Here is a 24475-nt window from a genome sequence, read left to right as displayed (position 1 = left end):
CTTGTCTGTGCTTCTGGACCGCAGCTACGCTAAACGCGTTAATCCGGTACGGACAGCGCCAAGGTTCGGCTGATCTGAGCCTGCGTCTCGCCACTTTCCTCGACCCAAGTGTTAAAGGCTGCCTGCACCTTCTTTTGTACGGTTTTGGACGTTGCAGCGCCGTCAATCACGCCCGCCATATTTAGCGCCGCGACAACTGAGTTCGACAGAATGAATGTATCATAGCCAAGCATCCGTAGCCCATATTGCCCGGTCATCCCACCCAAACGCGCGCCTCTTCTCTTTAGAAGATCGAACAGGCCTACCGTATCGCTGACCGGCCAATTGCCAAGATATGTCGCAGCAGAACCATGTTCTCGCGCCAGATCACTCAGAAAAATCGCATTGTCACGCACGGACAATATCTTGGCGCCGTTGCGCACAATAGCTTTATTGGACAAGTGGCTATCAAGGTCTTCCTCGTTCATGAAAGCATTGCGTGCAATGTCGAAGCCATGAAAGGCCGCCTCGAAACCGGACCATTTATTCTCGATCACTGTCCAGTTGAAGCCGGCAGAAAACACGCGTTTGGTGAATTGCGACAGAATGCGATCATCGGTTTGTTCGGCCAGTTTGACAGCGAGCGTTTGCGGCAATTGCGCATCAAGATCACCATGGCGCGATAGGGCAATTTCCCGAATTTCTGCAAATGTCTTCATGTCGTCTTCCGTATTGCTTCGACCAGTCTTTGTCGCGCTGCAGGTAGGGGCCTGTCACCAAATTGAGAGGCCATCCGGTTTGCCAGAAAGAACCCGGTCGTTGTCAGCGCCTCATTCAAGCCATCCTGAGAGCCGTCTCCAACCCCGCGCAGACAACCCGGCAATGGCAGAAGCTTATCGGCCCATTCCCCGGCCCCTTGCCTTGAGACAGCCCGGCCCGATTTAGGCGAGACGTAAATCAGGTCCTGGGTGGCCCCAGTCACAGCGCAGGAGCTAAAATCCAGCCCGAACCCCATATCTTCCAGCAGCGCCAGTTCCCATTCCAGATACGAAAGCGGCCATGCAGGATCGGCCCCAAGGCGATCAAACAGATCCAGAGAGCGAATGTAAAGTTCCGGGTGTGGATCGCGTTCAGGCAAGGCAAAGCTAAGCAACCCACAGATCGCGTTCAGCCCGGCCAGCGCCGTGCGGTCATTCATCACTTGCGCAGCGCAGGATTTTAAAGGCTCCACCGTGAATGCACCCAGATGATCCTCCAGCCGCGCGCGCCAGGTTACGTCAAGCTGCGCGCCGGGCTGCAATATGGGCGCCAGTTTACGCGAAGCCCCGCCCCGCACCACACCCGCATGGCGACCACGGTCTTGCGTGAACACTTCGATGATCGCTGCATTTTCTCCATGGCGACGCACAGCCAGAAGAACGCCTTCAGATCGCCATTCCATTACGTCAGCCCCGGCTCATCCAACAGATGACGACCCGCCTTATCTTCAACCTCGATCACCCAGAGATCCGGATCAAAGGACCGCTGCCGTGCCAGGGCATCATCCACTTCAGCCTCCGGTCCATCTGCCAGAACGACCCAAGCCCGTTCCCCGGACATCAGGTCGAACGACCGCTGATAGGCCACGGCTTGCCCATCCAGAGTATTCACCTTGATCAAAACGGCGCCCGCGGTGACATCCCCTTTCGATACAACAAAAGCCGGAATTTCCAACAGCCGCAAGCGCGCCAGATAGGCCTGCGTCCAAAATTCTGATGTCAACCTTGGCATCATGGTCCCCTTTTTAAGGGGGAGGAATTTGAGAAAGGGGTAAGTCCCAAAACCCTCAATTCCCGTCCTTAAAATCGAGCCCCATCTCCGAATATCGCTCACTTTCCTCCAGCCAATTTGGCCGTACTTTCACCTGCAGGAACAAATGAACCTTTCGGCCGAGAAACTCGGTCAGCTCCTCGCGTGCAGCCTTGCCCACTGCTTTGATCGTCTCCCCCTTGTTGCCCAATACAATGCCTTTATGGCCGTCGCGCACCACATAGATAATTTGCTCAATCCGAGCCGAGCCATCAGATTTTTCCTCCCAGGTCTCGGTCTCGACGGTCATCTGGTAGGGCAGTTCCTGATGCAATCGCAACGTCAGTTTTTCCCGAGTCATTTCCCCAGCAATCATGCGCATTGGTAAGTCCGCAATCTGGTCCTCCGGGTAGAGCCACGGACCAAGGGGCATTTGCGAGGCGAGCCAAGCGCGTAATGTATCCACCCCGTACCCCTTTTCCGCCGAGATCATGAAGGTCTCGACAAAAGGAAACCGCTCGTTCAACTGCTCAGTAAGCCCGAGCAACACATCGGATTTCACGCGGTCAATCTTGTTGATCGCCAGTGCCACCTTGGCATTGCCAACCCGTTCGCTCAGCCCGTCAAGAATGGCTGCCACGCCATCGGTGATCCCGCGATGCGCCTCGACCAGCAACACAACCACATCCGCATCAGACGCCCCCGACCAAGCGGCCGCCACCATGGCACGGTCCAGGCGACGACGCGGTTTGAACAAACCCGGTGTATCCACAAACACCAGCTGTGCCTGCCCTTCCATTGCAACGCCACGAATGCGCGCGCGCGTGGTCTGCACCTTATGGGTTACGATGGATACTTTAGCGCCAACCATCCTGTTGAGAAGCGTTGACTTGCCCGCATTCGGCTCCCCAATCAGGGCGATGAACCCCGCGCGTTTTTGCTCTGTCATATCCCTAACCTTCGCAACAAAAGCTTCGCTGCCCCTTGTTCTGCCTGCCGTTTTGACCCCGCGCACGCCTCTGCGCTTTCGCCGGACTGCAACCGCACCACCACAGTGAATTGAGGGGCATGGTCAGGGCCTTCTCGGCTAATGATCTCGTATGTAGGCGGGTCTTGTCGTTTGGATTGAGCAAATTCCTGAAGCGATGTCTTGGAATCTCTTGCATCTGTTTCGACATCCCGGATGCGGTCCCCCCAAAGCCTAAGGATCAAGCCCCGCGCCTGATCAAACCCGCCGTCCATATAAACCGCCGCAATGACCGCCTCCATGGCATCGCCTAGCAAAGCTTCCTTTCGGCGCCCACCAGAAACCATTTCCGATTTTCCCAACCTCAGAACATCGCCCACACCAATAGTGCGAGCAATCTCGGCGCATGTTTCTTTCCGAACCAATGCGTTGAACCGCGGAGCCAGAACACCTTCGCTTGCGTCAGCGTCATGCGACAATAAAGCCTCTGCCATCACAAGGCCCAGTATCCTGTCACCCAGGAACTCCAGCCGTTGATTGTCGGGGCGTATGGCGGATGAAATGGACGCATGGGTGAGCGCCCGTATTAAAAGCTCGGTATCAGAAAAATCATAGCCTATACGCTTACAGAACGCCCTAAGCTCAGCGGATAGTTTCATCTGACCCACCGTAAAAACCGGCCTTTTTCGCCGACAAGGGATAGAACGATCAGATCAATCCTGCCGATAAGGTTTTCCATCGGGATCATACCGGGACCACCAACACCATGTGAGAAACGGCTGTCTAACGAATTGTCGCGATTATCACCAAGCACAAAGAAATATCCTTCCGGTATCTCAAAAACAGGGGTGTTATCACCCGCCTGCCCATCAAGGATATTCAGTACATGATAGGCCCGCGCATCAGGCAGGGTTTCAATCATACGAGGTTTTTCACAAATATCGCCAAGCCCCACCGGACCATTGGAACACGCCAGATAGCCGTTTTCCAGAATATAGGTTTCTGTAAAAAGACCATCGGGCGTTTGCACGACAGCCCTGTCATTGAGGTGTAGAGTGCCATCTTTCATTTGCACCCGGTCCCCTGGCAAACCGATCACCCGTTTGGCAAAGAAATGGAGTTCTTCGGGGGTGCGGAAAATCACGACATCACCACGTTGAGGCAAATCCCCAAAAGGGCCAGTATCCCCATCGCAAAACCCCAACCCGCACATCAACGCGGGGAAGCCATAAACCGCACGGTTGACGAACAGGTAGTCCCCAACCAGAAGGGTTGGCTTCATAGACCCGTCAGGAATCCAGAATGGCCTGTATATGACAATCGACAGAAAGGTCATCACCGCAATCGGGGCAAACAGCGCCAGTAACAACTTTTCACCAAGCGGCGTCATCGAAAACCTTATCTAATCGTCTTGAGAAAACGGTTATCACGCCATTTTCCGAATTGCAGCAGAGTTTTGCCCGCCGATGACATCAGGATGAGATCCACCCTGCCTAGAATACTTTCGGGCCTTACATATCCAATTCCGTCGACATTCCGGCGAAATCGGGAGTCCAATGCAACGTCACGGTTGTCGCCCATAACAAAGTAAAATCCGTTTGGCACTAAAAATTCGTCCGTATCATCACCTTCTGAACCCTCGATCAAATCCAGAGTAATATGCCCTCTGCGATCACCAAGACTCTCTATAAACTGAGTTTGTTCGCATCTTTCTTCAGCATTTACAGGCGCGTTTGAGCAAACAGGCAATATCTCATCAGGGCCCTGCGGTTCATATTTATCAAGCCGATAGGAAAACTCATTCTTTGGCTGAGCTGTGCCATTTATATGCAGGATACCATCCTTCATCTGTACCCGGTCGCCCGGCAAACCCACAATACGCATGGCGGAAAGCTGATCCGTAACAGGATGAGGAAACAGGACACTATCCCCCAGCGCCGGTGCCACGCCGAGCCAGCTTTTCAGCCCATCACAAAAACCAGATGTACAGGATGCCTCGTCTATGCTGTAGGCCAACCTGTTCACAATTGTCAGATCTCCGGGCATCAATGTCGGGGTCATTGCCGGTGATCGGATAACAACCGGCTTATAGATAAAAGCAAGCGCGGCGATTGCCAAAAGGCTTAGTGAAAATACTGTCGTTAGTATCGCCTTCAACAGCTTTTTCATTCAACTGCCTTAAAGAAGCGATCACCCCGCCAAGTCCAAAAATACAGCATACGTCGTCCAGCCGAGGAAAATACGATCCGATCTGCCCGACCCAGCAAGTTCTCAAAAGGAACAAAGCCAACGCCTCCCGCTGATTGCGCAAAGCGCGAGTCCGTAGAATTGTCACGGTTATCGCCCATAAAGAAGAAATTACCTTCGGGCACAGTGAAAATAGGGGTGTTATCCCCCGGTCCACTATTTCGAACATTCAGAATGGAATGCCCTTCGGCGCCTTCAAGTGCTTCAGTACGGCGTGTTTTCACACATTCCGCGCCAATGGCAACCGCGCCGTTGGAGCATTGTGGAAACCCACCAACGGGTCCCTGTGGTTCGTAAACCTCGATAAAATCAGAGACTTCTATCTGCTTTTGCGCCTCGCCATTCAGAAATAACACACCGTTCTTCATCTGCACTTTATCACCCGGCAGACCAATCAGACGTTTGATATAGTCCTGACCACTGGTCGGATGCCGAAAGACAATCACGTCACCGCGTTCAGGCTCAGTTCCCAAGATGCGGCCAGAGACCGGGCAGATGCCAAACGGACAGGAATATTTCGAATACCCATAAGCCATCTTGTTGACGAACAGGAAATCGCCCACCAGCAGCGTATCCTTCATTGATCCGGACGGTATCCAGAAAGGTTGGAAGAACAGCGTGCGAAAGACACCCGCGATCAGCAGCGCATAGACCACTGTTTTGACGGTTTCCATAATACTGTTCGGGCTTTCTTCGCTGCTGCTCGCCATTTTGGCCTCTTTTCTGAAATATGGATGCTAAATGCGGATTGGTATGGGCGGTGTCAAGCTGAGAGGTTACTCAATTGGTCGCGCTTCGATCACAACAAAGGCCTGCGCCCATGGGTGATCATCTGTCAGGGTAACATGGATAATGGCCTCATGGCCTTCGGGGGTCATCTCGACAAGGCGTTCTGCGGCCCAGCCTGTCACGGCCATAACAGGTTGGCCGCTGCGCAGGTTACTGACGGCCATGTCTTTCCATGAAATCCCCATGCGCAGGCCCGTTCCCAATGCCTTTGAGCACGCTTCCTTCGCCGCCCAGCGCTTGGCGTAGGTGCCTGCTGTATCTTTGCGACGTTCCGCTTTGCGCTGTTCGACCTCGGTGAACACCCTGTTGCGGAAACGATCACCAAAACGGTCGAGCGTGCCTTGGATACGCTCTATATTAGCGAGATCCGTGCCTATGCCGAGGATCAAGGGGGTAGCCTTGCTGTCAAAATCTTCAGCCCAGCGGCACCGAACAGACCCGCGAAGGTGATGCCAATCCAGCGATACCATCGACGATAGAACGCCATAGCGCGCGGCACTGAGAACAGTATCGCATATCCCGCATAGATCGCGACACCCAATGCGCCGCAAAGTGCGACAACCACCATAACCAGCGGGTCGGAAGCATCACCGGGAAGGCCGATGGAAATCACAGCAAGCCATGCAAAGACTGCTTTGGGGTTGGACAGGTTCAAAGCGATCCCGCGCAGAAATGAGCGGCGCATTGAAGAGCGCGCATGCGATTGCGATGCGCCCGTCGGACCAGAAAATGCACCACGCGCCGAGAGATAGGCAAGCCATAGCAGGTACAGCCCCCCAACGATTTTCAACGCAACCATTGCCGGGGCGAAGCCGATGATCAACATGCCGACCCCAAGCCCCGCCAATATGCCCCAAAAGATAAGCCAAGGCCAAAGGCCAAACCTGACCTGCGGCCCTTTGACAAAGACACATGCGCCACGCCAAGTGTCGCAGGGCCGGGCGACGCTGCCGCAATCAGGAATGCCACCAGCGAGGTGGCTATTGGCAAAACAAGCTCACTCATCCGCAGGCCTCATCCATCAGACGGCGCATCTCTGTGATGGCCGGGGTGAGGCCGCGGAAAATGGCCTCACCGATTAGAAAGTGACCGATATTCAATTCAATCACCTCGGGAAAAGCAGCAACTGGCTGAACGGTGTCATAGGTCAAACCGTGACCCGCATGAACTTCAAGTCCCAAAGAATGTGCGAAAACGGCCATATCGCGCAGCTTTTCAAGTTCGACATCGCGAACGTCAAAACGTCCTTCGGCATAGGCATCACAATACGCGCCTGTATGCAGTTCGACCACTTGCGCGCCGATACGGGCGGCGGCCTCAATCTGCTTTTGATCCGCTGCAATAAAAATGGACACCCGGCACCCGGCATCCCGCAAGGGCGCGATATAATGGGCAAGGCTGTTTTCCTCGCGTGCGACCTCAAGCCCGCCTTCGGTTGTCCTTTCCTCACGTCGTTCGGGCACGATGCACACAGCATGGGGTTTATGACGCAAAGCGATTTGCTGCATTTCAGGCGTTGCGGCCATCTCGAAATTCAGAGGTACAGACAGCGTCTGCATCAGCGCATCAATGTCTGTATCTGTAATATGGCGACGATCCTCGCGCAGGTGGGCCGTAATGCCATCGGCCCCTGCGTCTTCCGCCAGTTTTGCAGCACGCACCGGGTCCGGTACGGCCCCACCCCGCGCGTTCCGAACGGTGGCAACGTGGTCGATATTCACCCCAAGTCGCAGTTTCTGCACTTCAGACATTGCACCCTCTCTTTACTCATCCCGGTCAAGGGCATCGTTTCGTAACTGCGACGACACTGCAAGCTGTCTTCATTCGCTGGGTGTACTGCGATTGGCTTTTTTCAGAGCTTTCTTTTCTTTGATCTCAACCAGCTTGGCTTTCAGACGACCTTTGCGGCGTTTCTGATAAGCCGTAATCAGGGGTAGGCTAAGGTAATAACAAATAATGCCACAGATAATTCCGGGAATGATACCGCCAATCATATAGGGAAAGAAAATCTCGTCATAAAATCTGGACAGACGCATCCAATCTGACTTGTCGTCAGTAAACAAGGCCATGAAGTTATCGCGCAGGTCACGACCAGCACCAGAGAAACGATGGCCCAGAGAGGGGATGATGTCATCATCCAACTTGGTGCCCAGCATGAAATGTCCTGTTTTCAGGGACACGATACCGATCGGCAAATATGTCAATGGGTTGCCAAAAAACGTCGCCATTAATGAGGCAAGAATATTGCCACGTGTCAGTTTTGACAAAATCGCAGCAATAACAAAATGCATCCCGTAAAAGGGCGTGAACGTAGTAAATACACCGATGAATATGCCCCGGGCAATCCGTTCGGGACTGTCGGGCAAACGATTTAACCTATGTCCGACATAATACGCCGCACGCGTCCAACCGCCTTGCGGCCAGATCAAATGCCAAAGCCATAAAGCCCAAGATTTTGGTGTGCGGCGTTTAAACACCAATAGTCTTCCCTAATCCTTGTGGCCGTGAACACGCAGGCCATACTCATTACGGTTTACAGCTTATATCCCTATGCCGATCAATCGAGGCAACATCACTATCTGCTTCGATTGCTGTTGTCACAGCGTGAAGGTGTTCCGCGTCTCTTACATCCACATCAATCAAAATACGGAAATAGTCCGGTTTGCGATCAATGAAATGCATGTCCGAGATATTGGCCTTCTGCTCGCCGATCAATGTGCAAATGCGTCCGAGCACCCCAAAATTATTTCCGATGGTGACATTGAGTGTCACTGCGTTGTTCGCGGCATGTCTGCCTGCGTTCCAGTGCAGGTCAACCCAGCGATCAGGTTGATCGTCAAGTTCCACCAAAGCCTCGCAGGCAATCGCATGGACGAAAACACCTGCTCCTTTGTATTTGATGCCAACAATGCGTTCACCCGGCACGGGCTGACAACATGGCGCGCGTTTGACGCTGAACCCATCGGGAAGGCCAATCACGGATTTCTGCGCGTCAACCTCGTCCTCGTCATGGCGATCCGCCAAATCCGGGTAGAGCACGCCCACAACTTCGCGTGCCGACAGCTCGGTTGAGCCTACGAACTCCAGAAGCTGCGCAATATTTTCAAGGCGAAGTTCCTTGGCTGCTGTCTTCAGGGCCTTGTCGGTGGCCTTCTTGCCCACATGTTCAAAGGCCACGCGGGTCAGTTCGCGACCCAGCTTGATGAACCGGTCGCGGTCTTCTTCGCGCAGAGATTTGCGGATCGCGGACCTGGCACGGCCGGTAATGGCGATATCCATCCATGTAGGTTGTGGGCGCTGACCTTCGGCCGTGATGATTTCCACCGACTGCCCATTGCGCAACCGAGTCCACAGCGGAACGCGCATACCGTCCACCTTGGCCCCGACGCAGGAATGTCCGATGCGGGTGTGGATAATATAGGCAAAATCCAGAGGCGTTGCCCCGCGCGGCAACTTCACCACCTCACCCTTCGGGGTAAAGCAGAAGACCTGATCGGAATACATCTCAAGCTTCACGTGCTCTAGAAATTCATCATGATCCTCGGCCTGCTCAAAGCGTTCGGTCATGTTGGAAATCCACGTTGCCGGGTCCACAGCAAACGGGTTTTCAACCCGTACCCCGTCACGGTAAGACCAGTGAGCGGCGACACCGGCCTCGGCCACCTCGTTCATCTGGCGCGTTCTGATCTGCACCTCAACGCGCTTGCCATCACGACCCGAGACCGTTGTGTGGATCGAGCGATAGCCGTTTGATTTTGGCTGGCTGATATAATCCTTGAAACGCCCGGGAACAGATCGCCACCGCTGATGGATCGCCCCTAACACGCGGTAACAATCTTCCTCGGACTTCGTGATCACACGAAACCCGTAGATATCGGACAGGCGTGAAAAACCCTGCTTCTTTTCTTCCATTTTGCGCCAGATCGAATAGGGCTTCTTCGCACGCCCGAAAACATCAGCCTCAACAGCTGCCTGAGCGAGTTCGGCTTGAATATCCTCGGTAATTTTTGGAACCAGATTGCCTGTCTCTTTCTGCAGAGTGATGAACCGGCGAATAATCGACGCGCGCGCTTCGGGGTTCAGCACACGGAAGGACAAATCCTCCAGTTCTTCGCGCATCCAATGCATACCCATCCGGCCTGCCAGCGGAGCGTAGATATCCATCGTCTCGCGCGATTTCTGAACCTGCTTTTCCGGGCGCATGTGTTTGATCGTGCGCATATTGTGCAGACGGTCTGCAAGTTTGACCAGAATGACCCGCAAATCCTTTGACATGGCCATGAAAAGCTTGCGGAAATTCTCGGCCTGCTTGGTTTCAGTCGAGCTGAGTTGCAGGTTGGTCAGCTTGGTCACGCCATCTACCAGTTCGGCGATTTCCTTGCCAAAGCGCTTTTCGATCTCGGCATAGGTGGATTTGGTGTCTTCAATCGTGTCGTGCAAAAGCGCTGTGATGATCGTTGCATCATCCAACCGCTGTTCTGTCAAAAGCGCGGCCACTTCGGCCGGGTGCGTGAAATAGGGCTTCCCAGAATGGCGCTTTTGCCCCTTGTGCATAAGCGCGCCATAATCATAGGCCTTCCGGATCAGGTCTTCGTTGGTTTTCGGATTGTAGGTGCGGACCAGCGAAATCAGATCATCAACATCAATCATATTCGATGGTCCATCGCCGTGGCGGCTTTACCTCGGTTCTTGCGCTTCCATCAGCGCACGAAGGAGCTTTTCTTCCGACATATCATCGTCTGCAGGTTTGTCTTGCTCAACCCCCATAAGAAGCGCCATTGCGTCTTCTTCTGGCTCATCAACTTCAATCTGGGTCTGGTTGCTTTCAATCATCCGCTCACACAGATCATCAGCAGCTTGCGTTTCGTCCGCAATTTCACGCAAGGACACAACAGGGTTTTTGTCGTTATCGCGATCAACGGTCACGGCAGAGCCCGCAGAAATTTCGCGCGCGCGGTGCGCAGCGAGCATAACAAGCTCAAAACGGTTCGGAACTTTGTCAACGCAATCTTCAACCGTCACACGGGCCATCAGGAGACTCCAGTCATCATCAGGGAATATCAGACGCTTTACCTAAGACTTCGCAAAGCGCTTGACAACAGGAAAATGATACGAAAACGACGCTTACAAAGGCCGAATTTCACTTTTCTCGGCCTTTGGACGAGCATTCAACATGTCACGGACACTCAAACCCAAGATCGGGTGGCGCCAATCCGGGGCGATGTCATGCAACGGCACCAGAACAAAGGAACGATCCTGCAATCGTGGATGCGGCAGGATCAGCTGGTCCGGGGTCTCCTGCATCTGATCCTTAAGGGGCAGGTTCATCCAGTAAGACAGGCTGGCGTGATCCGGCAGAACCAGATCGTCATAGGCGATCAGATCAATATCTAATGTACGCGGCCCCCAACGCGTATCGCGCTTACGTTCGAATTGTTGTTCGATCTCGTGCAAAAATGACAACAAGCCTGTCGGTGACAGACAGGTTTCAACACGCAAAGCAGCGTTCACATAGTCGTGACCGCTGCCCGCTGGAAACGCAGGTGTCTTATAAAATAGACTAATTGAGGCGACATGAACCGAATCACTTGATATCGCCTTACATGTGCTTTGGATTATGTCATATGGCGTATAATTGCGTAACGTAGCGTTACTTCCAAGCGCAACATAGCCTATTGCGGACAGTTCGAGGCATTCTCTGGGTTGCGGCACCAGCGTTTTCCCTTATCTTCCCTATGTGGCCTTGCACCCCCCACTCACACTCACGGTACACTCGACGCAAGGCTCATACCGGAAGGAAATTTTATGTTCTATAAAGACGAACGGTTGGCGCTGTTCATTGATGGGTCAAACCTTTACGCCGCCGCCAAGTCTTTGGGGTTTGATATTGACTACAAGCTCCTCAGGCACGAATTTATGCGGCGTGGCAAGATGCTTCGCGCATTTTACTATACGGCACTTCTTGAAAATGACGACTATTCCCCAATTCGTCCGCTGGTTGATTGGTTGCATTATAACGGCTTCACCATGGTCACAAAGCCCGCCAAGGAATACACCGACCGCGATGGACGCCGGAAAGTGAAAGGCAATATGGATATCGAACTGACGGTTGACGCTATGGAACTTGCGCCATTCGTTGATCATATTGTCCTGTTTTCGGGCGATGGTGATTTCCGTCCTCTGATTGAGTCGATTCAACGAAAGGGCGTTCGGGTCTCAGTGGTTTCGACTATTAGGTCAAATCCACCGATGATTTCAGATGAATTACGCAGACAAGCAGATAATTTCATTGAACTTGATGAACTGCGTGATGTTATTGGCCGCCCCCCACGCGAAGGCGAGCCCGGACAAGCCGACATGGCCGAGCATGTCGACTGACACTAATTGCCCCGATGAGATAATCACCGGGGCACCCTAACCCTTACTCTACAGCCGCTCTGGACGTTGCCCGTTCAAATGATTACCTGTTGGGCAATCTCGGAGCGTTTCATGACCAAACCAGCCTTGACCATTTATCTTGCTGCCCCGCGTGGGTTTTGTGCAGGCGTAGACCGTGCGATCAAGATCGTTGAAATGGCATTGGAAAAATGGGGCGCGCCCGTCTATGTGCGTCATGAAATCGTTCATAACAAATTCGTCGTGGATTCCTTACGGGATAAAGGGGCTACCTTTGTCGAAGAACTGGAAGAATGCCCCGATGATCGTCCCGTCATTTTTTCGGCCCACGGTGTTCCAAAAGCTGTTCCGGCAGAGGCGGCAAAGCGCGAGATGATCTATGTCGATGCCACCTGCCCGCTTGTCTCCAAGGTGCATATCGAAGCTGAACGGCATCACCAGAACGGCTTGCAGATGGTGATGATCGGCCATGATGGCCATCCGGAAACCGTTGGGACGATGGGCCAGCTGCCAGAAGGCGAAGTGCTGTTGGTTGAAACCGTGGATGATGTTGCAAAGATCACCCCACGCGACCCTGCAAAACTGGCCTTCATTACACAGACGACCCTGTCGGTGGATGACACAGCAGATATCGTCGCAGCACTACAGGCACGGTTCCCTGCGATCATTGGGCCGCATAAGGAAGACATCTGTTACGCAACCACCAACCGTCAGGAAGCCGTGAAAGCCATGGCTGCGCGCACCTCGGCCATGTTGGTCATTGGTGCGCCTAATTCATCGAACTCCAAACGCCTGGTCGAAGTTGGGACCAAAGCGGGATGCAGCTATGCGCAACTGGTACAACGCGCAAAAGACATAGACTGGCGCGCGTTGGAAGGGATCGACAGTATTGGCATCACTGCTGGCGCCTCGGCCCCCGAAGTGCTGATCAACGAAGTCATCGATGCCTTCCGTGCCCGTTTTGAAACTACGGTTGAGATTGTGGAAACGGCTGTCGAGAACGTGGAATTCAAAGTTCCCCGCGTGCTGCGAGAGACTGCATGAGCGACCCCGAGACCATTGCCATCTATGACGCACGAAGCGAGGATTATCTCAAACTTGGTTCTGACACGCCTGATCAGGATATGTCCGCCTTTCTGAACGCCCTGCCGCAGCAGTCCCACGTTCTTGATCTTGGTTGCGGGCCGGGACGGTCCGCCGCGCAATTGGCTAAAGCAGGCCACAAAGTGGATGCATGGGACGCCTCTGGCGAAATGGTCACTCTGGCGGAGCGGCACCCAGGTGTAAAGGTGACGCAAGCGCAGTTTGATACTCTGACTGTCACCGGCTTTTATGATGGCATCTGGGCCAATTTCAGCCTGTTACATGCGCCGAAATCAGAATTCCCGCGCCACCTTGATGCAATCCACAATGCGCTGAAGACAGATGGTATTTTTCATATCGGTATGAAGACTGGCACTGACGAGGCGCGTGATAAAATTGGCCGCTTTTATGCGTATTACACGGAAGACGAGTTACGAACCTTGCTAAGCGCTGCAGGCTTTCGTGTTGCGACATCACGCACCGGAATTGATGCCGGTCTAAGCGGTGAGGACGCACCTTGGGTAACGATGTTAGCCTATGCCTGAGTTATTCGCCTATACGGATGGAGCGTGTTCAGGCAATCCGGGACCAGGCGGCTGGGGCGCGTTGCTGATTGCGTGGGACGGTGACACCGTGTTGAAAGAACGCGCGTTGAAAGGCGGCGCGGCAGAGACGACGAATAACCGTATGGAGCTTCTGGCCGCAATAAATGCGCTTGAAGCACTTGACCGTGCCTCACAACTGACTGTGGTTACAGACAGCGCCTATGTGAAGGACGGGATCACAAAATGGATTCACGGCTGGAAGGCCAAGGGTTGGAAGAAAAAGGGCGGGAAATCAAGAACCTCGACTTGTGGAAACGGCTTGATCAGGCCCGCGCACGTCATGATGTGACTTGGGAATGGGTCAAAGGTCACGCGGGCCATCCCGAAAATGAGCGGGCCGATGAATTGGCCCGCGCCGGGATGGCCCCATTTAAAGGATAGACCGTAACCCCTTATCTCAGATCAATGGCTGTAGCTCTTGATCTCACCACTTTCCAGACGCGCTTTGTAGGATAACATTTCTGCCTTCACGATCGGTGCAAGGAAATACAGACCCAAGATGTTCGGAACACAGATCAGGAAGACCAGCGCATCTGAAATGTCGAGGATCGGGCCAAGCTGAACCATGCAGCCGATAGCCACGAATGCGCAAAACACCAGCTTGTAGATCATCTGGCCTGTCTGACCCTCGCCGAACAGGTAAGTCCAGCCTTTGAGCCCATAATATGACCATGAGATCATCGTGGAGAATGCAAACAGCAATGCCCCCAATGCCAAAGGTATCGGGAACCAGCTGATTTGGCGCTCAAAAGCGGCAGAGGTCATCGCAACCCCTGTTGCCTCCCCAGCGAAAGTTGGGTCCGCGACCTGACTGGTACCAATCACAAGCGCAGTGATGGTACATATCACGATTGTATCAATGAACGGCTCCAGCAGGGACACGTAGCCTTCGGTCACGGGATGAGGCGTGCGAACCGCCGCATGCGCGATAGACGCAGAACCAATACCCGCCTCGTTTGAGAAAACTGCACGCTGGAAGCCAATAATCAACGCACCAATCGCGCCACCTTGAACACCTGCACCGGTAAAGGCACCTTCAAAAATATTCCCAATGGCTTGCGGGATAGACGCATAGTTCATCAGAATGACGATTATCGCAAACACGCAGTAGAAGATCGCCATGAAGGGCACGATTTTCTCGGTGACGCGAGCAATAGACTTAATTCCGCCAATGATGACGGCAAAGACAACCGCGGCCAGAATAAGGCCTACTAACCAACCCAAACCGTCCAAACCACCGCCTGCAACTGTATTAAGCTGCACATATGCCTGATTAGACTGGAACATATTACCAATACCTAATGCACCAATGAAGATACCGACGGCATAGAATGTCCCCATATATTTACCGAACGTCGCCATACCACGTTCTTCGAAGCCCTTTCGCATATAATACATGGGCCCACCAGAAACGGAGCTATCTGGGTTCTCATTGCGGTACTTCACGCCCAATGTGCATTCCACGAATTTTGTCGACATACCAAGAAATCCGGCCACGATGAGCCAGAAAGTGGCACCCGCACCGCCAATCGTGACAGCGACAGCCACACCACCGATATTCCCGATGCCAACTGTACCCGATACAGCCGTTGCCAGAGCCTGAAAATGGGACACCTCACCAGGGCTATCCGGATCTGCATAGTCACCTCGAACAAGTCGGATGGCATGTCCAAAACCAGTGATATTCACAAATTTCATGTAGAATGTGAAGAAGATCGCGCCGATTACCAGCCAGAGAACAACAAGGGGAAGCTGTGCCCCGAACACTGGTATCTTGAAGAAAACGATACTGCCAATCAGCGAGGCGACCGGCTCTGTTAAATCGTTGATCGTTTCATCAATATTTGCATATGCGGGTAAGCTAAGCGCAAAGAGCGACAAGATGGCTGTCAAAACGTGTTTCATATCTGGCCCCTACTGATGCTGTTTTATTGATCTTAGTTTTGAATTTATGGAACGACGACGACCGGCACTGGCGAGGTCTGGATCAGGCTTCCAGCTACGCTGCCAAAGATTAGAGTTTTGATTCCGGATTGGCCACGGCGCCCGATTACAATCTGTGCGACATCATGCTTCTTGGCGAGTTTTATCAGGATTTCCGCTGGCGGACCATGTTGAACGATGGTCTCACACTCTACTCCATCTGCTTTTAGCGCAGCTGAGGCAGGTTGCACGATACTGGACGTCGCTTTTTCAATCTCTTGCTCGCGGCGCATGTGCCGTTCTGCATTTTCTTCAGGCGTATTGAAAGAGTAAGGGGACCATTCGATAACATAGGCCACGATCAGCTTCGCCCCGCCTAATTTTGCCCGTTCTCTAGCGTAGTTCATGGCGCGTTCTCCGCCGGGGCTACCATCGATTGCGACCAGTACGGAATTTGACATCGGGTTCCTTTCTGTCTTTTACGACACTATGTGCGAACGGCATGGACTAGAAGAAAGCAAGTCTCTGATGAAGAGCTCACAAGCATTGTTGCTGTATTAGCCTGTTTCATTGCCTACATTTTACCACTTTGTCTATTTTAGCAACAAATTTAGAACAGGCATGCTTTGACATCCCTTGATCGTAGATTTGAAGTGCTGGCATATCAGTGTTTCAAAACGACCAGATACTTACGCGTAATTATCTATTTTCGATAATGAGTCAGGTAGAGTAATACGAACGCCAATCGCGTTAATAATCACATCTGCGCACGGTGAGCCAAAGCTGATACCCAGTATTGAACGAAGTATGAAGAACGCAACAATATCGCCGATATAAATGGTGATTAAAATAATATAACCGTTGTGAGTGAACACAGATTTTTCAGAAATTTACCCTACGACTTCGGCTATCCACGATGAGCCAAATAAGGCGAAAAGGCCATTCTCACCCCCCTATTACTGCGCCAACCGGCAGCGGTGTGCCTCGTATGAAGTCATCTGCATCCTGTGCCGATTTACCGGCCCGCTGCGCGCGCAGTATTTTCACACCACCTTCGCCGCAGGCAATCTGAAACCCGTCGATGACTTGCCCCGGAGTACCGGATACATCAACTACCTTACTGCTGAGCAGCTTGATCCGATCAGTCCCCAGCATGGTCCACGCGCCCGGAAAAGGCGACAACCCGCGGATCAGACGATCAACCTCAACCGCGGGGCGTGACCAGTCGATGCGTGCCTCAGCCTTGTCTATCTTTTCTGCGTATGTGACCCCTTCGTTCGGTTGAGGAACTGGCGTGAGAACATCCAGTTTCTGCAAAGCCTCAATGATCGCTTCTGCGCCAAGGCCTGACAGGCGATCATGCAAAACACCGGTTGTATCGCTGCTATGGATTGGGGTGCATTTTTCCAGCAAAACGGGGCCAGTATCTAACCCGGCTTCCATTTGCATAATGCAGATACCAGTTTGCGTATCCCCGGCCATGATTGCGCGGTGGATCGGCGCAGCACCCCGCCAGCGTGGCAGTAACGAAGCATGAATATTCAGGCACCCATACTTTGGTGCATCCAGAACTGCTTGTGGCAAAATCAGACCATAAGCCACGACCATCGCGATGTCTGCATCCAGAGCAGTGAACTCTGCTTGGGCCTCGGCAGTCTTGAGTGAAATCGGATAGCGTACCGGCAGACCTAACGCCTGGGCCCGCGCCTGCACCGGGGATGGACGATCCTTTTTGCCGCGACCCGCAGGACGCGGAGGTTGAGAATATACCGCCACGATCTCATGATGTTTAGCCAGTGCATCTAGTACGGGTACTGAAAATTCTGGCGTCCCCATGAAGACTACTCGCATCTATATGCCTCCGATATGTAGGTCATCGCGCAATCTTTCTTGCTTTTTTCAAAAGCATATCCCGCTTCACACGGCCCAAATGATCGAAATACATCTTGCCGGCCAAATGATCGATCTGATGCTGTACCGAGGTCGCCCAGAGGCCCACGAAGTCCCGTTCCTCGGTTTCGTCTTCCACGTTCAAAAACCGGACTGTCACCGCGCGCGGGCGTTCTATCTTCGCAGATACACCTGGCAAACAGGGCGAAGCTTCCTCATGGGCGCGCATGTGCGCCGAGGCATGTAGTATTTCAGGGTTTGCCATGCGTATGACTTGGCCACGCTCAGTGGAGGCATCAACCACAGCAAGGCGTTGCATCACACCAAGCTGTGTTGCGGCAAGGCCCACGCCGGGCATGGCTTCCATGACAGCGATCATGTTATCCCAAACGGCGTGTTCAACCTCGGTAATTGCGGTCACATTCGTTGCGGTCTGTCGCAGGCGCTTGTCAGGCCAAAGCAGAACCTTACGCATCAGTCTGCAACCGCGTGATCAAGGATCAAACGCCCGTCAAGGTGATCCATTTCATGACAGATACAGGCGGCGGCGAAGCCTTCGAACCGACCCGATTGTTTTGCGCCGCCAATGCCCTGCCACGCCACCTCGACCCATTCGGGTCGTGCAATACGACGCGACACATCGGCAATCGACAGGCATGCTTCGTCATTCGCCTGTTGGCCACCAGAGGATAAAATCACCGGGTTGAATATGACCTGTGGAGTCATCTGGCCTTCTTTCCATGTGGTATCCATCACGAAAAGCTGCTCCAACAGCCCAACTTGCGGTGCCGCCAATCCACGGCCCGGAGCCCCATACATCGTTTCGAACATTGCCTCGACGAAAGACCCAATACCGCTATGAAATTCAGTGAACGGAGCGCAAATCTCGCGCAGGCGCAGATCCGGGTGTTGGAGAATTTCCAGCGTCAAGACCGCGCCCGTTCCCGTTTCAACTTGACCATCTTGCGGGTGATCATTTGTCGTTTCAACGGACGCAGGTAATCGATGAACAGCTTACCGTTCAGGTGGTCGATCTCGTGCTGCACACAGGTCGCCCAAAGCCCGTCGAAATCCTGTTCCTTAAGATTGCCGTCCCTGTCCAGCCAGCGCACACTGACCTCGGCCGGGCGCTCAACATCGGCATATTGGTCGGGTATCGACAGACAGCCTTCTTCATAGGTGTTCGTCTCGTCTGACGCGGCAATAACTTCCGGGTTGAACATGATTGTAGGTTGAGGCGCGGCACCTTCTTCCTTGATGCAATCCAGAACAATCAACCGGTTCAGCACACCAATCTGAGGTGCGGCCAACCCAATGCCCGGCGCATCATACATTGTTGCCAGCATATCGTCAGCCAGCGCCCGCAGCTCGTCCGAGATGTCGGCAACGGGGTCTGCAACTTTTTTAAGGCGCGGGTCGGGATGGATCAGGATCGGACGTATCATGGGCTTTAGATAGCCTTTCTTGTATCGCCTCACAAGATTATCAAAAAGTAACCTTGGCGTTGTATTCTCGATCTGCCTAAGTGTTGGAGTGGTCCCAGTTATTCAGACAATTTTGCAGCGTCTCTAAGGTATATCCGGTTAAGGTTTCGTGCTGCGCATCGTTGCTCTAAGCCCGCTGAGTACGCGTCGTCTGACGTTAACTGATCAAGCGGTGAATCATGGCGTTTAGTTTTGTAGAAGGCAATCCATTCCTTGATGACACGGCGAGCTTCGAAGCCGTCGCTGATCTCCGAGTAGCGGCGTATGCTAGGTACGGGCCGCTTCGAACGCCGCCCAGGCAATTTCAAATGCTTCAAAATCGAACCCATCTTTGCGCGCTGGATTCAATATCAGCTTTTCAGTGGCAAGCAGGTGGTGAATAGCGGTTTCCAGATCTGGAATCACCTCGGGCGGAATAACTAGTGCGCCGTGGCGATCAGCATGCACCAGATCTCCGTTATCAATTTGCAGACCAAACACTGTTACCAGCGTGCCGATCTCTTTCACATGTACAAACCCGTGGCTGGGGCCGATGGAACCGGCCACAACCGCGAATCCATCCGGAAGATCACCAAGGTCGCGCATCACGCCGTTGGTCAGTGCGCCAGACAGGCCAAAGCCTTTGTGAACCGTTGTGTTTATCTCGCCCCAGTAGGCACCAATGCAATTGGGAAAGTCGATATCTTCCACCACTGCAAGGGCCGGACGTGGACCCTCGGCCATGTGGCGGTAGTAGTCCATACGTCGGGATTTGATCACCTCGGCTGACTCATCTGGTGGCAAGACAGCCGCAATCTTTGCCGTGCGGGCATACCCGACCATAGCGGGCGCATCAGGATGCGACGCAAGCATTGTGCCACGCGTAAAGGCATTGAAACCACGCTTGCCCTGCGCCACTTCAATGGCATTACAAACAGTTGGCGTGTCGACCTGTTTCAGCAGGGTCAGCAGAGTATCATTCATTTAAGTCTCCAACCGCTGGGCAAGCGTTGCGTTGATGATGCTGGGAATACGAGCCAGCGACGTCATTTGACCAGCGCCGCGCCTTCAGACAAGGCAGCAAGCTTGGCATAGGCGATATCAGGATCGATCGCGCCAAAACCCGCAAAGGTTCCAAAGCCGCAATCGGACCCAGCGATGACACGATCCGCACCGGCGATGCTGACAAAGCGTTCTATACGTTGGGCGACCAGTTCAGGGTGCTCTACGAAATTGGTTGTGGTATCGACCACGCCGGGCACCAGAACCTTGTCATCAGGGATGTCGTCTTTGCGGTCGCGGAAGGTGGCCCATTCGTGACCATGACGCGGGTTTGAGGTCTCAAACAGCACATAGCGCGCCTTGGTTGCCATCAGCGTGTCGAACATCTTGGACATAGGGATATCGCAGCAATGCGGCCCTTCGTAATTGCCCCAGCAAATATGCACCCGCACCTTATCAGCAGGCACATCTGACAGCGCGTGGTTCAGCGCTTCGACATGCATGTTTGCGACCTTCACAAACTCATCATCCGAGAGATCCGTAAAAAGCATGTGCCGCGACAGGGCAAGGTCGGGGCAGTCCAGTTGCAAATCCAGTCCCGAGGCGACGATGGTTTCATATTCCGCCTTCATCGCATCCGCTAAAGCGGCCAGATAAGCTGCGCGCGATTTGTAATAATCGTTCTGCAAGAAAAGAGAGATCACACCGGGGCTGGCTGCGTTCATAAAGCCACGTTTTGCCCCATGTTCAGCCATTGCCGCTTTGAGGTTAGCGATATCTTTTTCCAGCTCTCCCTGCCCTTTTGAGCGCACTTCGTCCACACACATAGGGCGCGCGTATTGCGGGGTTCCGCCATCATTGGCAAGACGCTGAAGAAACCCCGGAAACATCTTGAGGTCCGCGGGTGCATTACGTGGGCTATCGCCGCCAAACCCAGTGTATCGGTCTTTGACATAGGTGGCATAAGATATCTTGGACGTCTCGCCGTCCGAGACGATATCAACACCTGCCTCGATTTGTTTGCGCACAGCGTCCGATACTGCCGCAGTCATACAGGCATCAAATTCTGCCGGGTCGTAGGGGTTTCATTTTCGCGAGCAAAGATGAAATCCACCACGTCCTGACCGCGTGGTAAGGAGCCCGCATGGGTTGTTTTGATAAGCGCCATTAGGGGGATCCTTCCAAGATTTAATTGCCGGCCCAGGTCAGCCCTGCCGGATCGTTGGTTGTGGTGACACGGTACAGGCTTGCCTCACCGGTCATCGATGGCGCAAGCGCGTGGGCCTCACCGGGGTTGATCAGGCAGGTATCACCGGGATTTAATATGGTTTCGCCACCTTGCCAACGCAGTTTCCAATGGCCGCGCATGGGCATCAGAACTGTCGGCTTGTCGTGTGCATACATTTCGTCAGGGATTGAGCCACGGGTCAGCAGCTCGACCTCAAACCCCGGCTTGTCACGCAACAGGGCAGTCTCGCCGATTACTTTGGCAGGTTTGTTGCGCGCGAGCGCCATCAAATCCCAATAGCGGGCGACATAACCTCGAACCACGTTCTCGACCGGCACTTCGGGATATGCTTTCAATTCATCTTCGGACAAAGCTGGCATCGGGCCCACGCCATCCGGCAGGGTTTCGCCCTTCTTGTTGTCGTAAAGCGTGCCATTTTCACCAAGCACCAGCCCATGGTCCCGGGCTTCTTCGATGACCTGCGGCACCCATGTCACGCCGCCCCCTGCGTCATCGCCGCCCAGAATAGCCATGATCATCCCGTAATCGGTGCCGATATTCTCAAAGCCGCGGAAAATCCCTGTTGGGATGTTGAAAATATCGCCTTCCTCAGCGACGAATTCGCCCGCTGTTCCATAACGGCCCCAGAAAAACCTCCAGCGGCCTTTCAGAACAAAAAACACCTCTGCTGTAGTGTGGGAATGCAGCGAGTTGCGGCATTTCGGCGGTTGCCCCGCCGCCCCGATGTTAAACCCGATCTGGTCTGTGATATGCACATGCTGGTCAGGGCTTTCGCTGACACCGCCGCCAATGATAGTGAAGTTTTCCTTCTGGTCCGACCCCGGCGTATGGGCATCGATGAAAGCAGTTTTGCAGGGTTTTAGATCGCCATAGCGAACGATGCGGTCTTGGATATTGCTCATCTTGTGTCTCCTTTGAATTGGGTCTGTCTGGTTCAAACCCATCCACCCGGAGGACGGTTGTTTAGCCGCCGCGCACGCAAAGAGGCACGGTAGGCATGAAACATCCGCGTTGACTGACTTGCGTCAAGATATGTGGCCTGTGTCGTCACTAATCATTCACCTGTATGCATGAAGATCTGTTTCCAGATCGAAACATGATCAAACAGCGTCCATTCGCGGCGCAGCCCATAGGGGCCAAATTCGGCATGGGTAAAGCCCATCACATAGACATCGGCCCCGGTTGGCTGGCCAAACATACCCCAGCCATCATGCTTGCCGTGCAGGCTCCACCGGATCGCAGCGCGGGGCGACAGCATCGAATCTTCGCGGCCAATCTGGTGTTCGATGCTAAATTTCGCGTTGGGCAGAGATGCGCGCAGGCCCATCCACAATTTCTCTGTATCGGCCCAGGAATGTACAGTTGTGGACGCCGGGTGTTCGGTCTGGACCGCACGATCATATTCGGCGCGGATCACGGCGAAATCCTTGTCCATTATCCGGGTCAGAATATCGGCCAAATGGACACCCCAGTCATTGTCATTACCGTGGCCTTTATACGGGCCTTCCACATCAACCGCAGGGCTGAACGGTTTCACACAGGTACCCGGCCCACCTTCGCGGCGGATCAGGTCATGGGCAAATTCTTTCGGGTCCATCCCCAGCTGTTTCACAATCCCAGCCGTGTCGCGGATCAGCCATTCGTCATTGATCTGATCATTGATCACCGCGCAATCAGCAATCGCGCGAACTATAAACCGTTTGCCTGTCGGTGGGCCGAAATACCCCCCACCGGTATGCGTACCCATGGTCAGCAGGCGGTGCGACGACAAAAACCCGTCATTTTCATTGCCGGACCAGATCACATCCTCGCCGGTCAGCTCCCGATCCGGAAATTCGGCCAATGTTGCCAATGTACCATTTATGGTGCGCTGATTGCCGATCGAGACACCTTCGGGAAATCGCACCGGAATATCAGGCGCATAATAATGGTTCAGCGTAGCGACGCCACGATCTTCCCATATCTCGCGGGTTATTTTCAGAATATAATCCGGAATGTCGGTGAATTTTGGGTTGAAGCCCTTCATGTGTTCCATCCTTCTGGAATACGCGAGGATCCGCGTAGGATCAGTGGCCCATCAATAGCGATACGACGCGGCTGTGATTGGTTATCTTCGATCTGGTTCATTAAAATATCCACGGTCTCGGCCACCATGCGATTGGCCGGTTGTCGCACGGTCGTCAGATTATAGGCGGGCCAGCTTGCGGCCGGTACGTCATCAAAACCAACCACAGACACATCACCGGGAACATTTAGGCCAAGCTCAAAGCGCATCGTATCCATGACCGCCAAAGCCATGTGATCATTGGCGACAAACACCGCGTCAGGCGGGTCAGCAGCAAACATGACGCGTGTGGCCTCAGCGGCCTTTTCCATAATGAAATCCCCTTGGCCACGGGCATGCAATGTAACACCGGCCTCTGCTAGTGCCGCAATAAACCCCGCCTCGCGGTCGCGCTGTGTCGAAGCACCTTCCCACCCGGCAATATGCGCGATCTTGCGGTGCCCGGCGGCCAAAAGCAACTCAGCCACCTTGCGTCCGCCTGCATAATTGTCCGAGGTGACTGTAGACATGTTCGGATCGTCCTGACTCCGGTTGAATAGCACCATCCGCACACCTGCGGCACGGCAGCGTTCTGACAGGTTAGACGACATGGAAACCGAAGCTGCGATAATACCATCCACCTGATAATCAAGGATTTCCTCGACCACCACATCGATATTTTCGGCGTTCTGTTCAGCCAAGAAAATCAGCACATGATAGCCGCGTTTCTGCAATGCGTTTGACAACTTCTCCAGCGCTTCAGGATAGAACTGGTTTTCCAGATAACCTACAACCAACCCGATGATACGACTTTTGCCCGACACCATGGCTCGGGCCAAGACATTGGGCCGGTAGCCCAGCTCTTCTGCCGCTTCGCGCACTTTTTTGACAGTCTTTTTCGAGGCTGATGCCCCCGGCGTAAATACCCTGCTGACCGCCGATTGGCTGACACCGGCGCGCTCGGCGACTTGTTGGGATGTGACTTTGATTAAGTTCATTACCTGGCCCACACGCCATGAATTCGCGCGCGTTCCCCGTTCAACCGGCACG

Annotated in this window: 29 protein-coding genes and 2 pseudogenes; 4 read left to right on the top strand and 27 right to left on the bottom strand. The window is 53.6% G+C overall.

What is annotated here, in order from left to right:
- Positions 1-38 precede the first annotated feature (38 nt).
- From ACZ1HF_RS16390 to folK, 16 genes are all read right to left on the bottom strand, one after another.
- On the bottom strand, positions 39-698 hold the full coding sequence (locus ACZ1HF_RS16390; protein ID WP_472658513.1) for a DNA-3-methyladenine glycosylase I: 660 nt from the start codon (positions 696-698) through the stop codon (positions 39-41).
- Complete coding sequence (gene recO, locus ACZ1HF_RS16385; protein WP_472658512.1) at positions 695-1420, bottom strand: DNA repair protein RecO; 726 nt, start codon at positions 1418-1420, stop codon at positions 695-697. The genes ACZ1HF_RS16390 and recO overlap by 4 nt, the downstream gene beginning before the upstream one ends.
- The gene (locus tag ACZ1HF_RS16380; protein ID WP_472658511.1) at positions 1420-1752 is read right to left on the bottom strand and encodes a DUF1491 family protein; all 333 of its coding nucleotides are present in this window, start codon (positions 1750-1752) and stop codon (positions 1420-1422) included. Before ACZ1HF_RS16380 ends, recO begins: the two co-directional genes overlap by 1 nt.
- Positions 1753-1804: 52 nt before the next feature.
- On the bottom strand, positions 1805-2716 hold the full coding sequence (gene era / locus ACZ1HF_RS16375) for a GTPase Era (protein ID WP_472658510.1): 912 nt from the start codon (positions 2714-2716) through the stop codon (positions 1805-1807).
- Positions 2713-3393 (bottom strand): ribonuclease III, encoded by a 681-nt coding sequence (gene rnc / locus ACZ1HF_RS16370; protein ID WP_472658509.1) that lies wholly within the window; start codon positions 3391-3393, stop codon positions 2713-2715. Before rnc ends, era begins: the two co-directional genes overlap by 4 nt.
- Positions 3390-4124 carry a signal peptidase I gene (gene lepB, locus ACZ1HF_RS16365; RefSeq protein ID WP_472658508.1) on the bottom strand — a complete coding sequence of 245 codons (735 nt, stop codon included), beginning with the start codon at positions 4122-4124 and terminating at the stop codon, positions 3390-3392. Before lepB (ACZ1HF_RS16365) ends, rnc begins: the two co-directional genes overlap by 4 nt.
- A gap of 8 nt (positions 4125-4132) precedes the next feature.
- The gene (gene lepB, locus ACZ1HF_RS16360) at positions 4133-4903 is read right to left on the bottom strand and encodes a signal peptidase I (protein WP_472658507.1); all 771 of its coding nucleotides are present in this window, start codon (positions 4901-4903) and stop codon (positions 4133-4135) included.
- Positions 4900-5691 carry a signal peptidase I gene (lepB, locus tag ACZ1HF_RS16355; RefSeq protein ID WP_472658506.1) on the bottom strand — a complete coding sequence of 264 codons (792 nt, stop codon included), beginning with the start codon at positions 5689-5691 and terminating at the stop codon, positions 4900-4902. The genes lepB (ACZ1HF_RS16360) and lepB (ACZ1HF_RS16355) overlap by 4 nt, the downstream gene beginning before the upstream one ends.
- Positions 5692-5757: 66 nt before the next feature.
- Entirely contained in the window at positions 5758-6159 is a 402-nt protein-coding gene (acpS, locus tag ACZ1HF_RS16350) for a holo-ACP synthase (RefSeq protein ID WP_472658505.1), read from the bottom strand.
- The gene (locus ACZ1HF_RS16345; RefSeq protein ID WP_472658504.1) at positions 6156-6596 is read right to left on the bottom strand and encodes a LysE family translocator; all 441 of its coding nucleotides are present in this window, start codon (positions 6594-6596) and stop codon (positions 6156-6158) included. The genes acpS and ACZ1HF_RS16345 overlap by 4 nt, the downstream gene beginning before the upstream one ends.
- Entirely contained in the window at positions 6590-6775 is a 186-nt protein-coding gene (locus ACZ1HF_RS16340) for a hypothetical protein (RefSeq protein WP_472658503.1), read from the bottom strand. The genes ACZ1HF_RS16345 and ACZ1HF_RS16340 overlap by 7 nt, the downstream gene beginning before the upstream one ends.
- Positions 6772-7521 carry a pyridoxine 5'-phosphate synthase gene (locus tag ACZ1HF_RS16335; RefSeq protein WP_472658502.1) on the bottom strand — a complete coding sequence of 250 codons (750 nt, stop codon included), beginning with the start codon at positions 7519-7521 and terminating at the stop codon, positions 6772-6774. The genes ACZ1HF_RS16340 and ACZ1HF_RS16335 overlap by 4 nt, the downstream gene beginning before the upstream one ends.
- 69 nt (positions 7522-7590) lie before the next feature.
- Positions 7591-8250, bottom strand: a complete 660-nt coding sequence (locus ACZ1HF_RS16330; protein ID WP_472658501.1) for a DUF2062 domain-containing protein — start codon at positions 8248-8250, stop codon at positions 7591-7593.
- A 46-nt stretch (positions 8251-8296) separates the two neighbouring features.
- Positions 8297-10420, bottom strand: a complete 2124-nt coding sequence (locus ACZ1HF_RS16325; RefSeq protein ID WP_472658500.1) for a RelA/SpoT family protein — start codon at positions 10418-10420, stop codon at positions 8297-8299.
- 27 nt (positions 10421-10447) lie between these two features.
- The gene (gene rpoZ, locus ACZ1HF_RS16320) at positions 10448-10801 is read right to left on the bottom strand and encodes a DNA-directed RNA polymerase subunit omega (protein ID WP_472658499.1); all 354 of its coding nucleotides are present in this window, start codon (positions 10799-10801) and stop codon (positions 10448-10450) included.
- A 93-nt stretch (positions 10802-10894) separates the two neighbouring features.
- Positions 10895-11482, bottom strand: a complete 588-nt coding sequence (gene folK, locus ACZ1HF_RS16315) for a 2-amino-4-hydroxy-6-hydroxymethyldihydropteridine diphosphokinase (RefSeq protein WP_472658498.1) — start codon at positions 11480-11482, stop codon at positions 10895-10897.
- A gap of 93 nt (positions 11483-11575) precedes the next feature.
- Here folK and ACZ1HF_RS16310 point away from each other — a divergent pair, with 93 nt between their 5' ends.
- From ACZ1HF_RS16310 to rnhA, 4 genes and pseudogenes are all read left to right on the top strand, one after another.
- Complete coding sequence (locus ACZ1HF_RS16310) at positions 11576-12148, top strand: LabA-like NYN domain-containing protein (RefSeq protein ID WP_472658497.1); 573 nt, start codon at positions 11576-11578, stop codon at positions 12146-12148.
- Positions 12149-12259: 111 nt separating this feature from the next.
- A complete protein-coding gene (ispH, locus tag ACZ1HF_RS16305) occupies positions 12260-13210 on the top strand; it encodes a 4-hydroxy-3-methylbut-2-enyl diphosphate reductase (protein WP_472658496.1) in 951 nt (316 codons plus the stop codon).
- Entirely contained in the window at positions 13207-13794 is a 588-nt protein-coding gene (locus ACZ1HF_RS16300) for a class I SAM-dependent DNA methyltransferase (RefSeq protein WP_472658495.1), read from the top strand. Before ispH ends, ACZ1HF_RS16300 begins: the two co-directional genes overlap by 4 nt.
- Positions 13787-14235: pseudogene (rnhA, locus tag ACZ1HF_RS16295) on the top strand (ribonuclease HI). Before ACZ1HF_RS16300 ends, rnhA begins: the two are co-directional and overlap by 8 nt.
- A 21-nt stretch (positions 14236-14256) precedes the next feature.
- Here rnhA and ACZ1HF_RS16290 read toward each other — a convergent pair.
- The 11 genes and pseudogenes from ACZ1HF_RS16290 to ACZ1HF_RS16240 all read right to left on the bottom strand — a co-directional run bounded on the left by ACZ1HF_RS16290 (position 14257) and on the right by ACZ1HF_RS16240 (position 24423).
- Positions 14257-15759, bottom strand: coding sequence for an alanine/glycine:cation symporter family protein (locus ACZ1HF_RS16290; RefSeq protein WP_472658494.1), 1503 nt, complete (start codon positions 15757-15759; stop codon positions 14257-14259).
- A 44-nt stretch (positions 15760-15803) separates the two neighbouring features.
- Complete coding sequence (locus ACZ1HF_RS16285; protein ID WP_472658493.1) at positions 15804-16238, bottom strand: universal stress protein; 435 nt, start codon at positions 16236-16238, stop codon at positions 15804-15806.
- A 484-nt stretch (positions 16239-16722) separates the two neighbouring features.
- On the bottom strand, positions 16723-17628 hold the full coding sequence (gene fmt, locus ACZ1HF_RS16280; RefSeq protein WP_472658492.1) for a methionyl-tRNA formyltransferase: 906 nt from the start codon (positions 17626-17628) through the stop codon (positions 16723-16725).
- A 22-nt stretch (positions 17629-17650) separates the two neighbouring features.
- The gene (gene def, locus ACZ1HF_RS16275; RefSeq protein WP_472658491.1) at positions 17651-18142 is read right to left on the bottom strand and encodes a peptide deformylase; all 492 of its coding nucleotides are present in this window, start codon (positions 18140-18142) and stop codon (positions 17651-17653) included.
- Positions 18142-18597, bottom strand: a complete 456-nt coding sequence (def, locus tag ACZ1HF_RS16270) for a peptide deformylase (RefSeq protein ID WP_472658490.1) — start codon at positions 18595-18597, stop codon at positions 18142-18144. Before def (ACZ1HF_RS16270) ends, def (ACZ1HF_RS16275) begins: the two co-directional genes overlap by 1 nt.
- The gene (gene def, locus ACZ1HF_RS16265; protein ID WP_472658489.1) at positions 18594-19112 is read right to left on the bottom strand and encodes a peptide deformylase; all 519 of its coding nucleotides are present in this window, start codon (positions 19110-19112) and stop codon (positions 18594-18596) included. Before def (ACZ1HF_RS16265) ends, def (ACZ1HF_RS16270) begins: the two co-directional genes overlap by 4 nt.
- A 306-nt stretch (positions 19113-19418) precedes the next feature.
- Complete coding sequence (locus tag ACZ1HF_RS16260) at positions 19419-20114, bottom strand: RraA family protein (RefSeq protein ID WP_472658488.1); 696 nt, start codon at positions 20112-20114, stop codon at positions 19419-19421.
- 62 nt (positions 20115-20176) lie between these two features.
- Positions 20177-21300 (bottom strand): annotated as a pseudogene (locus ACZ1HF_RS16255) (cobalamin-independent methionine synthase II family protein).
- Between the two features lie 20 nt (positions 21301-21320).
- On the bottom strand, positions 21321-22283 hold the full coding sequence (locus ACZ1HF_RS16250; protein WP_472658487.1) for a cupin domain-containing protein: 963 nt from the start codon (positions 22281-22283) through the stop codon (positions 21321-21323).
- Positions 22284-22435: 152 nt separating this feature from the next.
- Complete coding sequence (locus ACZ1HF_RS16245; protein ID WP_472658486.1) at positions 22436-23407, bottom strand: nuclear transport factor 2 family protein; 972 nt, start codon at positions 23405-23407, stop codon at positions 22436-22438.
- Positions 23404-24423, bottom strand: coding sequence for a LacI family DNA-binding transcriptional regulator (locus ACZ1HF_RS16240; protein WP_472658485.1), 1020 nt, complete (start codon positions 24421-24423; stop codon positions 23404-23406). The genes ACZ1HF_RS16245 and ACZ1HF_RS16240 overlap by 4 nt, the downstream gene beginning before the upstream one ends.
- Positions 24424-24475: the final 52 nt, after the last annotated feature.

This window comes from Litoreibacter sp. GN1-5 (assembly GCF_055693805.1).
The sequence above is the reverse complement of the archived record's forward strand: the minus strand, read 5'-3'. Positions and strand labels throughout refer to the sequence as shown.